Annotated in this window: 17 protein-coding genes; 4 read left to right on the forward strand and 13 right to left on the reverse strand. The window is 46.8% G+C overall.

Features of this window, described 5'->3' with window-relative positions; translation table 11 throughout:
- Position 1 precedes the first annotated feature (1 nt).
- From ACEW9I_RS17300 to ACEW9I_RS17315, 4 genes are read left to right on the forward strand one after another with little or no spacing between them, the layout of a single operon-like run.
- Positions 2–505: an MSMEG_0567/Sll0786 family nitrogen starvation N-acetyltransferase gene (locus ACEW9I_RS17300; protein WP_373541574.1), complete on the forward strand. Its 504-nt coding sequence runs from the start codon at positions 2–4 to the stop codon at positions 503–505.
- A complete protein-coding gene (locus ACEW9I_RS17305) occupies positions 505–1,467 on the forward strand; it encodes a sll0787 family AIR synthase-like protein (protein ID WP_373541575.1) in 963 nt (320 codons plus the stop codon). The genes ACEW9I_RS17300 and ACEW9I_RS17305 overlap by 1 nt, the downstream gene beginning before the upstream one ends.
- Positions 1,468–1,513: 46 nt before the next feature.
- The gene (locus ACEW9I_RS17310; RefSeq protein ID WP_373541576.1) at positions 1,514–1,801 is read left to right on the forward strand and encodes an MSMEG_0570 family nitrogen starvation response protein; all 288 of its coding nucleotides are present in this window, start codon (positions 1,514–1,516) and stop codon (positions 1,799–1,801) included.
- 42 nt (positions 1,802–1,843) lie between these two features.
- Positions 1,844–2,482: a glutathione binding-like protein gene (locus ACEW9I_RS17315; RefSeq protein ID WP_373541577.1), complete on the forward strand. Its 639-nt coding sequence runs from the start codon at positions 1,844–1,846 to the stop codon at positions 2,480–2,482.
- Between the two features lie 65 nt (positions 2,483–2,547).
- On the opposite strand, the gene ACEW9I_RS17320 is transcribed toward ACEW9I_RS17315, so the two are convergent.
- From ACEW9I_RS17320 to nei, 13 genes are all read right to left on the reverse strand, one after another.
- Positions 2,548–2,958, reverse strand: a complete 411-nt coding sequence (locus ACEW9I_RS17320) for a hypothetical protein (RefSeq protein WP_373541578.1) — start codon at positions 2,956–2,958, stop codon at positions 2,548–2,550.
- A 63-nt stretch (positions 2,959–3,021) separates the two neighbouring features.
- Complete coding sequence (locus ACEW9I_RS17325; RefSeq protein ID WP_373541589.1) at positions 3,022–4,452, reverse strand: phosphoglucomutase/phosphomannomutase family protein; 1,431 nt, start codon at positions 4,450–4,452, stop codon at positions 3,022–3,024.
- Between the two features lie 168 nt (positions 4,453–4,620).
- A complete protein-coding gene (locus ACEW9I_RS17330) occupies positions 4,621–5,262 on the reverse strand; it encodes an LON peptidase substrate-binding domain-containing protein (protein WP_373541579.1) in 642 nt (213 codons plus the stop codon).
- A gap of 433 nt (positions 5,263–5,695) precedes the next feature.
- A complete protein-coding gene (locus ACEW9I_RS17335; RefSeq protein ID WP_373541580.1) occupies positions 5,696–6,265 on the reverse strand; it encodes a Uma2 family endonuclease in 570 nt (189 codons plus the stop codon).
- Positions 6,266–6,362: 97 nt separating this feature from the next.
- A complete protein-coding gene (rpsJ, locus tag ACEW9I_RS17340) occupies positions 6,363–6,680 on the reverse strand; it encodes a 30S ribosomal protein S10 (RefSeq protein ID WP_310421610.1) in 318 nt (105 codons plus the stop codon).
- 100 nt (positions 6,681–6,780) lie between these two features.
- Entirely contained in the window at positions 6,781–8,010 is a 1,230-nt protein-coding gene (tuf, locus tag ACEW9I_RS17345) for an elongation factor Tu (protein ID WP_373541581.1), read from the reverse strand.
- A gap of 147 nt (positions 8,011–8,157) precedes the next feature.
- Positions 8,158–10,236 carry an elongation factor G gene (gene fusA / locus ACEW9I_RS17350; protein ID WP_373541582.1) on the reverse strand — a complete coding sequence of 693 codons (2,079 nt, stop codon included), beginning with the start codon at positions 10,234–10,236 and terminating at the stop codon, positions 8,158–8,160.
- A 125-nt stretch (positions 10,237–10,361) separates the two neighbouring features.
- Positions 10,362–10,832, reverse strand: a complete 471-nt coding sequence (gene rpsG / locus ACEW9I_RS17355) for a 30S ribosomal protein S7 (protein WP_295620855.1) — start codon at positions 10,830–10,832, stop codon at positions 10,362–10,364.
- Positions 10,833–11,213: 381 nt separating this feature from the next.
- Positions 11,214–11,594: a 30S ribosomal protein S12 gene (rpsL, locus tag ACEW9I_RS17360; protein WP_373541583.1), complete on the reverse strand. Its 381-nt coding sequence runs from the start codon at positions 11,592–11,594 to the stop codon at positions 11,214–11,216.
- Positions 11,595–11,727: 133 nt separating this feature from the next.
- On the reverse strand, positions 11,728–11,862 hold the full coding sequence (locus tag ACEW9I_RS17365) for a hypothetical protein (protein WP_373541584.1): 135 nt from the start codon (positions 11,860–11,862) through the stop codon (positions 11,728–11,730).
- 4 nt (positions 11,863–11,866) lie between these two features.
- Entirely contained in the window at positions 11,867–12,493 is a 627-nt protein-coding gene (locus ACEW9I_RS17370) for a Uma2 family endonuclease (protein ID WP_373541585.1), read from the reverse strand.
- A gap of 150 nt (positions 12,494–12,643) precedes the next feature.
- A complete protein-coding gene (locus ACEW9I_RS17375) occupies positions 12,644–13,228 on the reverse strand; it encodes a hypothetical protein (protein WP_373541586.1) in 585 nt (194 codons plus the stop codon).
- 70 nt (positions 13,229–13,298) lie between these two features.
- A complete protein-coding gene (gene nei, locus ACEW9I_RS17380; protein ID WP_373541587.1) occupies positions 13,299–14,120 on the reverse strand; it encodes an endonuclease VIII in 822 nt (273 codons plus the stop codon).
- Positions 14,121–14,518 lie beyond the last annotated feature (398 nt).

The following is a 14,518-nucleotide window of genomic DNA, read 5'->3' on the forward strand; positions in this document are numbered from 1 at the left end:
CATGCCCAACTATTTATTCAAGCTTGCTCACTCTCAACCAGAAATCGTTGCCTATTTCGATCTCCGCCACAAAATCTTTGTCGAAGAACAGGCTCTATTCCAGCATGATGATATCGATGCCCTGGACGCGATCGCTCACCCGATTATTGCCGTCGAACCCGATGCTTTGTCCCTCGAAGTTCTGGGTATCGTGCGGATCTACGAACCCGAACCGCGCCTCTGGTATGGCGGGAGATTGGGTACACATCCTGAATATCGCCGAGGGTGGCACATCGGCAAAGGCTTGATTAATAAAGCCGTTACTACCGCCAATGCTTGGGGCTGCGATCGCTTTCTCGCCACCGTCCAAATCCAAAATGTCCGCTTTTTCCAACGCTTACACTGGGATTCCCTCGAATCAATCGAAATTCGCGGCATCGCCCACCACTTGATGCAGGCAGATTTAGACTACTACCCTGCCAATAATGAGATCCGTCCAGCCTCACAATACAGCCAAGCCTCCTGATGGAACTAGATGAGCTAGCCAAAATACTCAAACAATCTCTAGGTATCGTCCACAAACAAGATATCCAATCTGTAGCGCGATTCCTCGGTACGGAAAATGCGGCAAATAAGATCCAACTAGGGGACGATTGTGCGGCAATTCCTGACGGTGATGGTTATCTACTCTTGGCTGCTGAAGGGATGATGCCAGATTTTGTCACATCCGATCCGTGGTTTGCGGGTTGGAGTGCAGTGATGGTCAATGTCAGCGATATCTATGCGATGGGTGGCAGACCGATCGCGATCGTCGATACGATCTGGAGTCAGGATGCAGCAATTAGTCAGCCCCTGCTGGCGGGAATGAGTGCCGCTGCACGGGCTTATCAGGTACCGATCGTCGGCGGACATACCAATACTCGAAGTGCATATAATGCGCTCTCTATAGCGATTTTAGGACGCGCCCACAATCTAATTTCGAGCTTTCAGGCGCAACCTGGCGATCGACTCCTCATGGCGATCGATCTGCGCGGCAAACTGCACCCGCAATACCCATTCTGGAATGCTGCGACCGAAACAGATCCCGCTCGGCTCCGTGAGGATCTAGAATTGTTACCCAAATTGGCTGAAAATGGGCTGTGTGCTGCCGGAAAGGATATTAGTATGGGCGGAATTATCGGCACGATTTTGATGCTGTTGGAGACTTCTAACTGTGGGGCAGTCATCGATCTCGATGCCATTCCGAGAGCAGCAGAAGTACCATGCGATCGCTGGTTGTTAAGCTTTCCCAGTTACGGGTTTTTATTGAGTGTCCGACCCGATCGAGTCTTCGCAGTGCAACAAATGTTTGGCAATCGGCAAATTGCCTGTGAAGACATTGGCGAAGCGATCGATCCTCCACAGATGATCCTCAAATCTCAACAAGAATCAATAATTTTTTGGGATTTTCACCAAGCAGCATTAACGGGATTTGGAAATCGGGTTTAATCTGCTACCACTTCCCGCTATTGATTTATCTAAAATAGTAAAAGCTATGCCTGAATCTCGATTCAAAGTCCGCTGGCCAGACGGTTCTGAAGCTATCTGCTACTCTCCATCCTCAATCGTCAAATCGTATTTCGAGCTAGATCGAGATTATGAACTGGCAGATTTTGTCACTCGATCGCAGACTGCACTAAACATTGCGAGCGATCGAGTTCGTGCCAAATATGGGCGAGGATGCGGTCTCGCACTCGGGCAACTAGCCCAAATCGAAGCAAAAGCTCTCGAATTTAATTCGCAGCCACAGTCGCTAGTGCGAGTGCTTGAGTTTATTGAATAAATGCTCCAACTAACATCTAGTCCGATTAATTTGAGGTATTAAATGACGATCGAACTTTACTACTGGCCGACACCAAACGGACACAAGATTACGATTTTCTTGGAAGAAGCGAATCTAGAGTATCAAATTTTCCCGATTAATATTGGAGCTGGAGACCAGTTTCAGCCAGACTTTCTCAAAATCGCACCCAACAACCGGATGCCAGCAATTATCGATCGCGCTCCAACTGACGGTGGCGCACCGATTTCAGTATTTGAATCGGGGGCAATTCTCCAATATTTAGCAGAGAAAATAGGTAAATTTCTACCCACAAGTTTGCGCGAACGCCAGACTGTGATGGCATGGTTGTTCTGGCAAATGGGCGGCTTAGGGCCGATGGCGGGACAAAATCACCACTTTGTTCAATATGCACCCGAAAAAATCCCGTACGCGATCGATCGTTATGTCAAGGAAACTGCGCGTCTATATGGCGTACTCGATCGTCAATTAGCAAATAAAGATTATATTGCAGGCGATTATTCGATCGCGGATATGGCTTGCTATCCGTGGATTGTCCCCCATGAAAAACAGCACCAAAATCTTGCAGATTTTTCCAATCTCCAGCGTTGGTTCGTTCGGATGCAGAGTCGTCCCGCTGTCATCAATGCTTACGAGCGTGCCAAGTCTGTCACTAGCCATTAATTTGAGCCTTGATTCCATCGGCGATCGGAAAATGATGATTTCTCCGATCGTCGCTCGAATTGACTCTAGTTACAAGGCATACCAGTATAACGATCGAGTGCAATCGGGCTGGGAATTGGGCTGCCAATCACAGACGTGGTACAAGTTTGCTGTCCTCCGGTCCGAGGATAACTCTTTGGCTGTTGAATGATGACTGGCGGTTGACGATATACCCGATTGCGGTAGTTAGGATAGCCGCGTTCATAGTAAGTCGTTGAATTGGGCTGGTAATTGTAGTTATAAGTGGGATAAATAATCGGAGTCCGATCGGTTGGGCTGACTAAGATCGGCTCGACTGATGGGATGTAGATAGTAGTTGACGAATAACCAGTTGAAGGAAATGGCTGAACAAACACACCTTGTGCTTTAGCTGCGCTGGGGAGGAGTGCGCTCACAACTGTTGCGGCGATCGTTGCTAAAAAAATCAAAGCTTTCATGATTGACTGTCAGCGGAAATTGTCCGCTAGCTAAATTTTTGAGATCCGCAACGATCGTCGATATTAGGTCACCGACTTTGCCCAATCCTTTGCCCAGGCTAAGGTTTGCTGCACCTGCTCGATCGTCGCCGCTTCGCAATAGAGTCTGAGCACTGGCTCTGTCCCACTAAACCGAATTAGTAGCCAACTATCGTCAACTAAATTGAATTTATAACCGTCTCTTAGATTGCGATCGCGTACTTCTATTTTAGCAATTTTATCAAATGGTTTGGTCTCTAATTGCGCCATTAAGCGCGATCGTACCTCCATATTTTCCAAGTGTAGATCTACTCGATCGTATTTAAAATTGTAGTTAGTTTGGCTCTCTAGTTGGCGGTACAAATCCCCTAAATCTTGCTGTGATTTGGCGATCGCTTCGAGTAGATACAGTGCCGATAGGAGCGCATCGCGTTCGGGAATGTGATTGCCATAGCCAATGCCTCCTGACTCCTCACCACCGATCAGCACTGGTGTATCTAGCATCCGATCGGCGATATACTTATACCCGATCGGGGTTTCATAAATTGGCAGATTGTAAAGTTTCGCTATGCTTGGAACGAGGTTGGACGTACTCACCGTCTTGATGATTTCGCCTGTAAACCCGCGCCGCTTGACTAAATGCTCGATGAGAATCGGAATCAAAATTTGCGAACTCAGGAACTCACCAGCACCATCTACAGCCGCAATCCGATCGCAATCCCCATCAAATACCAAACCTACTCTGACCCCTGGTGCCCCAGCATGGCTGCGGATCGAGCGCATCAATTGGGATAGATATTTAGCTAGAGGTTCTGGCGCACCACCACCAAACAAGGGATCGGTTTTGCTATTGAATTCCGTAATCGGTGTCCCCAGCAATCGTTCCAATCCAGTACTCGCCGCACCATTCATTACATCAGCAAATATACTGAGTTTCCCTGTCGCGATCGCTTGTTGAATACTCGCCAAATCGACTTTGCTCCGCAACTCCTGACAATAACTCGCCCACGGATCGAAAGTAGTCAAAGTTCCTGGCTGACTGGTAGGTAAAGTTTCACCTAATCTAGCCTCGATTTGCTGAGTCATCTCTGGCGGTACCGAACCCCCAAAATTACCCTTCACCTTCAAACCTAGATATTCACCTGGATTGTGACTGGCGGTAATCACCAGCGCACCCAGCGCATTTTGACTATGTGCCGCCCAACTAAATGCTGGGGTAGGTGCGTAAGTATCGCTAAGAATCACATCGAACCCAGCCAATTGCAAGGCTTCAGCCATCCGCTTGGCAAAAGTCTCCGCCATGAACCTGCGATCGAAACCGACAATAATCTGGCGATTGCCCGTTTTCGCTGTATAGGTATCTGCGAGTACCGCTGCGGCAATGGGTGCAACCATCAACAATCGCTCGAATGTAAACTCTGCCCCAATTACACCCCGCCAACCATCAGTCCCAAATTTAATTGCGTCCACACTTATTTCACTCACATCTGTAGCAACCTCATCATTCTACAGATCTAGGCGATCTTCCGACATCTCGATCGGCACTGAATTTATCATCGATGGGACTGTCAGCGAGTGCGCTCGACAACCAACATCTCTCAGCCACTTGAAGAGTCACTCAGGAAGTAATCTGCTCGATCGAAGCTAGGGTAAAGCGTCTTTAAGTGCCGTTCTCGCCGCGAGATGATTGCGAGTTGATGTCAAAATCTCTACTTCGCGATCGAGTCGAGTGGTAGTATCTTGCATTTCCAGTAAAGCTTGCTGTTCGGCTGCTACTCCATAAAGATGGCTAGCTACCCAATAGGAAAGTTCGATCGGTAAATCTGGTAAATTTTCTGGCAACTCAACTGGTTGCTCTGTTAACTTTCCAGACAGATGCACGACATCGCGCAGGAGCCGCTCGACATCGGTCGCTAAGGGGCGTAAATCTGCTTCGGTGGGACGATCTTCGATCCACTCGACCAACCCGACGCGATAGGGCTTTTCGCGCACGTATTCTAGCACTCTGAAGCGTTGCTGCCCCATCGTCAAAACTTTCATCCGATCGTCAGGCAATTGCTGAAAATGGACGATCTCCGCACAACAACCGATATCTGCTGGCTGTCCTCTGACAGGGTCCCACATCAAAACACCAAACCGCCTGTCGCTACTCATGATCGTGTTCATCATGATCCGGTAACGAAATTCAAAAATATGTAATGGGAGTGGACGACCAGGAAATAGCACCAGTTCGGGGAGCGGAAATAAGGGAAGTTCTCTCACAGCGATTGAAGAAGAAGGTGCCATTTGCGGATAGGATTGAAAGCCGAGGGTATATTTATAAGGTTAACGGATCTAGTCTCATAAGTGCTAGGTTCTCAACGCCTAGTTGCGATCTCAGCTCGATCGTGGGGTGTCTTACCTCGTCTTGTAGCATACCAGCATCAAAATCGAAGATCTATTTTGACTCTGGTAGCTTGTTCTTTCGACTGTACATAGATCGCGATCGTCAAGAATAAATGCTCGTGGATTCACCTATTGGTGAAGATGTCCATAGCAATCCTAAGTGAAAAACTAGGTTGATGTAAGGTGTCTTAGGCCAGAGCCATAACGCACCAGTATTCGATCCTAAGAATCTGATTTAGGATCGCTATAGTCCATCTGGATTCAAATTTCATATTTGATCGAGCTGAAATAGTAATTTATTAAAACCCACGCTCAAAAAGTTTTCGAATCAATTTTAAGTTTTTGAGGCTGGGAAAAAATCGCTAATATTAAGTGAAATCTCTGGAAATTGCGGCAAGCTAACCGATCGAGGTGGTGTCACAATCTCAATACTGGTGTAGATATCACCTTCAGGTTGGCGATATATTTCTAAGCGATCGTCAATCAGATTGATAATCCAATATTCACTAATTCCTGCTGCTGCATACAGTGGTGCTTTCGTCTCGCGATCGAATTTAATGCTCGAATCGGCCACTTCAATGACTAAGATAATATCGGCAGGTGATGGATGACTGTTCACATAATCATCCGATCGCAATCTCGCAATAACGATATCTGGTTCTGGTTCGCTATTGTTAGGTAACGTAATCGGATCTTGGCTCTGAACATCGGCTCGATCGCCAATTAAGGCTAAAAGCTGTTTGAATAGTTTACGGGTAGAAAGTGTGTGTCGAGTGCCTTTTGCCGCCATCGTGAAAATTTGTCCTAAGACTAATTCGACTCGTTCTCCTTCCCTGATGATGCCACTTTCCATCATCTGATAATATTCAGTACTAGTGAGCTGACGGATTTGAGTATTAACCATGCGATCGATCTCTAACAACGCAACTTACTTTTTATCATAACATCTACAAAAAAGTCCTCAAATGAGGACTTCTGAAAATAAGTTAGTGACTCAATATCTAGAGTTTTACTTCGATGTCTACACCTGCGGGTAGATCTAGTTTCATTAACGCATCGATCGTTTTGGCGGAAGGATCTTTGATGTCAATAATCCGGCGATGGGTGCGGGTTTCAAAGTGTTCGCGGGAGTCTTTGTCTACGTGAGGCGATCGCAAGACGCAATAGATCCGGCGGCGAGTGGGTAGGGGAATTGGGCCGATCGCAGTTGCTCCAGTCCGATTGGCGGTTTCCACAATTTTGTCGCAGGAGGTATCGAGGAGGCGACGATCGAATGCTTTGAGACGGATGCGAATTTTTTGCTGAGTTACAGTTGCCATAATTTTTAGGTTTGGGTTTTCAAGGTACAAAATAATTTATCGGACACAAAGATAGAGATACACAGACTGTGCATCTCTATCTTTAATTTAGGTAATTAACCTACTTGATGATTTTGGCTACGACACCAGCTCCGATTGTCCGACCGCCTTCACGGATTGCAAATCGCATTCCTTGTTCGATCGCAACTGGGTTGATCAGTTCGACAATCATTTTGATCCGATCTCCAGGCATCACCATCTCAGCAGCACTACCGTCATCGGCAGTAAAGGCTTTGATGTTTCCGGTTACGTCGGTGGTACGGACGTAGAACTGAGGACGATAACCAGGGAAGAATGGAGTTTTGCGACCGCCTTCTTTGTCAGTCAGTACGTATACTTCACCTTCAAACTCGGTATGTGGTTTCACGCTCCCAGGCTTGGCAATTACCATACCGCGTTCGATGTCTGCTTTTTGGATACCGCGCATCAGTACGCCGACGTTGTCACCAGCAAAACCTTCGTCGAGGGATTTCTGGAACATTTCTACACCAGTGATGGTGGTGCTACGTGTATCGCGGATACCGACGATTTCGACGTTTTCGCCAACCTTGACTTTCCCACGCTCGATCCGTCCGGTTGCAACTGTACCCCGACCAGTGATGGAGAATACGTCCTCAACTGCCATCAGGAATGGTTTGTCAACTTCCCGCTCTGGAGTAGGGATGTAGTCATCTACTGCTGCCATTAGGTCGTAGATTTTGTCTACCCATTCGTTCTCACCTTGGATCGTCTTGGGGTTAGCAATCATTTGCTCGACGGCTTTGACTGCGGAACCGGAAACGACGGGGATGTTATCACCATCGAAGTCATAGAAGGAGAGTAGTTCGCGAATTTCCATTTCGACGAGTTCGAGTAACTCATCATCATCAACCAAATCGGTCTTGTTCATGAACACGACTAGACGAGGTACACCAACTTGCTTCGCCAAGAGGATGTGTTCTCTTGTCTGAGGCATGGGACCGTCGGCTGCGGATACGACGAGGATACCGCCGTCCATTTGGGCCGCACCAGTGATCATGTTTTTCACATAGTCAGCGTGTCCGGGACAGTCTACGTGTGCGTAGTGACGACCGACAGTTTCATACTCTACGTGAGCGGTATTGATGGTGATCCCACGCGCTTTTTCTTCAGGAGCAGCATCGATCTCGTCATATTTGCGGGCTTTAGCCGCACCGATTGCCGCGAGCGACATGGTGATTGCTGCGGTCAGGGTGGTTTTGCCGTGGTCAACGTGACCGACAGTACCGATGTTTACGTGGGGCTTATTTCTTTCAAACTTAGCGCGTGCCATGGATATTTTCCTTAATTCCTCTTTAGATTTTAACTAGATTGTCACGGCGATCGTGGGTTGGTAGTCATTAGTTATTTTGACATAACTAATGACCATTCATGACACAGCGATCGGCTTGCGACTCTCTACGCTCGACTGATGAGCGATTTACTTCCCTTTGTTCTTGGTGACGATCGCTTCAGCAACGTTGCGCGGAACTTCGTCGTAATGGCTAAATTCCATCGAGAAGATCCCCCGACCTTGGGTATTGGAGCGAATGTTGGTTGCATAACCAAACATTTCACCCAACGGTACCTTGGCGGCAACTTTGGAGATATTCGCCGCTGCTTCTTGACCTTCGATCTGACCGCGACGTGAGTTGAGATCGCCGATGACGTTACCCAAGAAGTTGTCGGGAACTTCAACCTCGACCTTCATTACTGGTTCGAGCAATGTTGGTTGGGCTTTCATGACGGCTTCTTTGGTCGCGATCGATGCCGCAATCTTGAAAGCCATTTCATTGGAGTCAACTTCATGGTACGAACCATCAATCAGGGTGACCTTGAGGTCGATCACTGGATACCCAGCCAAAATCCCAGACTCGCAGGTTTCTTTGACACCTTGCTCGATCGGGTTGATGTACTGTTTTGGTACCGAACCACCGACGATTTTCGAGACAAACTCCAAACCTGTGCCTGGTTCGGTTGGCGTAATCTCGATCACGACGTGACCGTAGTTACCGTTACCACCACTCTGTTTGATGTACTTACCTTCTTGCTTGACACTCTTGCGAATGGTTTCGCGATAAGCCACCTGTGGCGCGCCGATATTTGCTTCAACTCCAAATTCCCGCAACATCCGATCGACTAGAATCTCTAGGTGAAGTTCGCCCATCCCCGCAATTACGGTTTGGTTGGTTTCAGGATCGGTGTGAACGCGGAAGGTCGGATCTTCCTGAGATAGGGAGATCAGAGCCTTGGAGAGCTTCTCCATGTCCTGTTTGGTCTTTGGTTCCACCGCCAGTGAAATCACTGGTTCTGGGATGAATAGTGACTCCAGGATTACTGGATTTTCTTCATCGCACAAAGTATCACCTGTAAAGGTGTCTTTGAGTCCGAGTACCGCACCCAAGTCACCCGCACGCAGTTCGTCTACTTCTTGACGATCGTCTGCTTTGAGGATAATCAAGCGGGAGATCCGTTCGCGCTTACCCTTGGTTGGGTTCAGGACGTAGGTACCAGTTTTGACTACTCCAGAGTAGACACGGATGAAGGTCAACCGACCATACTTGTCCGCCATGATCTTGAATGCCAATGCTGAGAACGGTTCGTTGTCATCAGCGTGGCGTTCGACTTCTACTGTCTCATCATCGACTGATTTACCTTTGATCGCAGGTACTTCTGTCGGACAGGGGAGATAGTCGATGACGGCATCTAGGAGTGACTGTACCCCTTTATTTTTAAATGCAGAGCCACAGAACATGGGGACGATCGAGCCATCGATTGTGCCTTTACGGATTGCGGCTTTGATCTCAGCTTGAGAGATTTCTTGACCTTCAAGATATTTCTCAGTCAATTCATCTGAGGTATCGGCTACAGATTCCAATAATTTCAAGCGAAATTCGTCGGCTTTGGCTTGGAGATCGGCGGGAATATCCCGTTCTTCGACATCTTTCCCCATGTCATCGAGCGCGTAAAATGCGCGCATGGTCACAAGGTCAATCGTGCCAGCAAAGTCGCCTTCAGCACCGATCGGAATCTGGATAGGTACTGCGTTGACACGCATCCGATCGAGAATTTGCTCGTAAACTTTGAAGAAGTTTGCACCAGTCCGATCCATCTTATTCACAAAGACGATCCGAGGCACCTTGTAGCGATCGGCTTGTCGCCATACCGTCTCCGATTGAGGCTGAACACCACCAACGGAACAAAATACAGCGATGACACCATCGAGTACCCGCATGGAACGCTCGACTTCGATCGTAAAATCTACGTGTCCGGGAGTGTCGATGATATTGATTTTATGATCTTTCCAAGTCGTACTGATTGCGGCTGCGGTGATGGTGATGCCACGCTCTTGTTCTTGCACCATCCAGTCGGTGGTGGCAGTTCCTTCGTGAACTTCGCCGATCTTATGGACAACACCAGAATAATATAGAATTCTCTCGGTAGTAGTTGTCTTACCCGCATCAATGTGGGCTGCAATCCCGATGTTGCGTACTCTCTCAAACGGGACGGTACGTGGCACAATAACCTCCTTTAGTGGTCGGGCCGATAAAAAATTAGTTAATCTTCATTAAGATTGTATACTTTTTTGGGACGATTCGGTCGATTGAATTGTCCCCAAAGTGCGTGAAAACCGTACTAAGTATTCTAGTAGCGGTAATGAGCGAAAGCTTTGTTGGCTTCTGCCATCCGGTGAGTTTCCTCGCGTTTGCGAATTGCACTACCAGTCTCATTAGCTGCATCCATTAGCTCGTTAGCCAGTTTGCCTGCCATTGATTTGCCTGCACGCGATCGCGAGTAGTTGATCAACCAGCGCATGGCTAGGGCGGTACCGCGCTCGGCTTTGACTTCCATCGGTACTTGATAGGTAGCACCACCGACTCTTCTACCTTTGACTTCCACTAAGGGAGTCGCATTTTTAACTGCTTTTTCAAAGGTTTCGAGCGGATCGTTACCAGTGCGCTCTTCGATCGTTTTCATCGCTTCGTAGATGATCCGATAGGCGACTGATTTTTTACCGCTATACATAATGCGGCGCACCATCATATTCACCAGACGGCTATTATAAACCGCATCTGGTGGCACTGGGCGTTTGACTACTTTGGTTCTACGAGACATACGAAAATTGAATTGGTGATTAGTTTAGGTACTGACGTTGTTACAACCTCTGGATGAGAGCATCGGTAGCTCGCCTTCGGTCACTTACTTAATTTGCATTGAGGATTAATCTAGGAATCTTCAGTGATGGTTTGAGAACATCTAACGATGGTCTATTTGCCATTTGCAACGAAACCGGAAACTACCAATTTATCTCTACTTCAGCAATTATCTATAGTTGGCGCGAGTGTCCATCAGTGGCACTACGTCAAGTACAGACATAACAAAACCCTCAGCATGGGGATGTTTGCAGTTTAGCTGGATGCGATCGACCGCTCGGCTCGATAAATATAAGTAACGCACTCGTGAAATATCGAGCGATCGCTATCTAAATCATGAAACTTACTTAGTAGCCTTGGGTCGCTTGGTTCCATATTTGGAACGACCTTGCTTGCGATCCTTCACCCCAGCGGTATCTAGCGTACCGCGAATGATGTGATATCTGACCCCAGGTAAATCTTTGACCCGGCCGCCACGAATCATCACCACAGAGTGTTCCTGGAGGTTGTGACCGATACCAGGAATGTAGGCAGTGACTTCAAACCCAGAAGTGAGTCGTACCCGCGCTACTTTACGTAGAGCTGAGTTTGGTTTCTTCGGTGTGGTTGTGTAAACGCGAGTACAAACACCACGACGCTGAGGACATTCCTTGAGCGCGGGTGATTTAGTTTTGACTTTGTAGTCTTCGCGGGCTTTGCGAATGAGCTGTTGGATGGTTGGCATGGTTTAGAAAATTTTGACAGTCACCTAGCGGTTCCAAACTGTTGACAAATTACCATTCTATGACTATTTGTTTGCGCCTGTCAATCAAAAAAGTTAAAGGGCGATCGTTACACGGCAGGGTGAAATTCATATTTCACTTCTTGAAGAGTTGCCGTATATATGCCAACGCAACATCTTTAGGAATTGTTTGGACTGTGCCAAGCTCGATTTCGGCCATGCGTTCTTGAGCGTTCTGCACTGCTTCCATCAAAATATTTTCTACTGTCATGCTTTTATCGCCCTGCTTTCAACACTTGTTCGGCTGTCAGTTTTAAGTCTGGAAAGGTTGGAGAGACGATCGATTCATTTCCCCGAAGCTGCTGAATTTCATACTCTCCATTCACCAGTGTACAGATAGACAGAGTAGGTTGTTTCGGTTTACCAATATGTCGAGTACCACCTAATCCAGCGTAGTCGGCAATCCAATATTCGGGGATACCCAAAACCGCATAGTCTTCGACTTTACGGGAGTAGTCATTTTGCCAATTACCACTTACCACTTCGGCTACAAATTTAATCGAACTACCTAAGGTCAGAATAGATTGCTCAGACCAGTATATTTCTTGCGTCAATCGATCGCGGTCGATTACTGCCACATCCGGTCTAAATGCCGTCATGCCAATATTGTCAGGGCGTAATATTCCCCGCTGAAGGACGAACCAAGGTAAGCTTGCTGCATCGATCTGGACGCAAATTTTGGTCGTAATGAAAGCGGCAACCTCTTCGTGCGCTCCTGTTGGTTCCAAGTCGAATACCTCTCCATCGATTAGTTCGTAACGATCATCTCCACCATATCGATCGAGAAATTCATCAAAACTCAGGGGCTTTTGCTGGATTGGTTGTTCTACCGTAATGGTCATACGTTATTTAGCCAAACTAATATTCTCAGTTTACTCGATCGAAATACCTGACGATTAAAATCCTGATATTAAAATATTCAGCTATCAATGTTTGTGGATGTTGGGTTTCATTCTTCTACCCAACCTACGGACTACGGACTGGCTTGGTTATCAACCTGCTTTTATAGCCATTTGCTGTAATAAATTAAGGTGATGGGAAGTTGGAAAGTATTGGAATGTAAATTGCAGCATCAACGTTATTGCATCTTTCAAGGTAATCTCATAGCTTTCGTGGCTGAGAGAATGGGATTGATTGCTTGCATAGCCAGTGATGAATGCATTTATAGCTACGGCAGGGTAGGTTGAAAGGCTCGAAGAAGAGAAGTTTCTGATGCCAATGAGAATATCTTCAGACAATTTGAATAAAATTTCCCAATCAGCATACATTTGATTCCAGAATCCTTCTAGGAAATTCGCAGCTACTGATTTCTCAATCGGGTTTCCTTGACGGAATAGTAAGTAAACGCCAATCTCAACTGGATATCTCCGCTCTATATCGCCAAAACACCGACCTAATTTCCACGATTGCTCTGTGTAATAATCATCAACCTTCGCTAACGTCTGAAGATGCTCGACTAGAGTACTCGCCACTAAGTCATCAGGAAACTGACCGAGGAAGGTTTCTACTTCTTCCTCAATTACATCGAAAATTTCTCGTTCTAGAAAGTCGTTAATTAATTTTTGCTGTGCTTCCATTTCCATAATGTGAGACTAGCGGCTTAACATAACACAATTGACTCGAAGCGATCGATGGAACCACAATCCACTATTTAGCTTGACAGCTTGGGCAAAAATAAACTCGTCGCCCGCCGAGGGTATCTTTGAGAATTTCGGTGTGGCAGAGGTGACAGAGGCAATCTTGGCGACCGAAGACCCAGTGGCGGTATTGACGGCGGGTTTGACCGCGTTGTTTGAGTTGTTTGACGATCGCTAAACTATTGGTAATGCCCTTGGTGGCGTAAGATTGGCGTGGCAGTTCGAGGAGGGCAGCGGCTAGTTTCTGGAGTTGGTCGATCGAACAATCCACTGGTCTTAAAGTAGGATGAATTCCAGCTACAAATAAAACTTCGCTGCGTAAATAGTTACCCAATCCGCCCAAAAAATGCTGATTTAGCAGCAGCGCGGGAAATCCTTTGCGATGAAAGGTTTTGCTTTGGAGCCGATCGAGTACCATTTCTACTGTTGTGGTAGCTTCTAAAACATCGGGGCCGAGTTTTTGTAAGAAAGGATGGACGGCGATTTGGTCGTCGTCTAATACGTCAATATCTGAGGCACTGTAGAGTAATGCCGATCGCTTTTCGGTATGAATGGCTAACCTAAGCTGTCGATTGGTGGTTGGATAATCGTAGGCGCACCGACTGTACCAAACGCCATAGAGTTGATTGTGACTGTAAATGGTGAGTTGGTTGCTGAAGCGGGTTAGTAGGGCTTTGCCCTTGGGGGTGACTGAGACAATCCGGGCGGCGGTGAGTTCGGCTTCAAAGGGTTTTAGACGATCGAAAGCAAAGGAGACTTCGGTCAGGGATCGATCGACAATATCTTTAGCGATCTTATCAGCGGCTAATTTAATTTCTGGGCCTTCAGGCATGGGTTGTTTGGGCTATGGCTGGCAAAGATTTATCAATTGATAAAGCTAGTATACAAACAGAATTTGATAAAATAAAACTCATACGACAGGACATTTGCAGATGCTTGGATCTTCTAAAAAAATATCATCGATTAAGTTTTGGATATTTACAGTCATTTATATCATAATCAGCTTTGCGGTTATTGTATTCACAGGAGATGGATGGAGAATCCTTACTATGTTATTTGTGACAGGGCCAGTTTATTTGCTGCTTTTAAATTAAAGTCAGTGAAGGAGTCGCCCCCTCCACTGCTCTCCAAAACGGAACGTGATAGTTTCCCATCATTCCGCTCCTCAGTAAAACGGTCGTTGTCATCAAAACGTCGTTACCAACATATCGTCTTGCCAGAACCAATGCT

Source organism: Chamaesiphon sp., assembly GCF_041738855.1.
Taxonomy (GTDB): domain Bacteria; phylum Cyanobacteriota; class Cyanobacteriia; order Cyanobacteriales; family Chamaesiphonaceae; genus Chamaesiphon.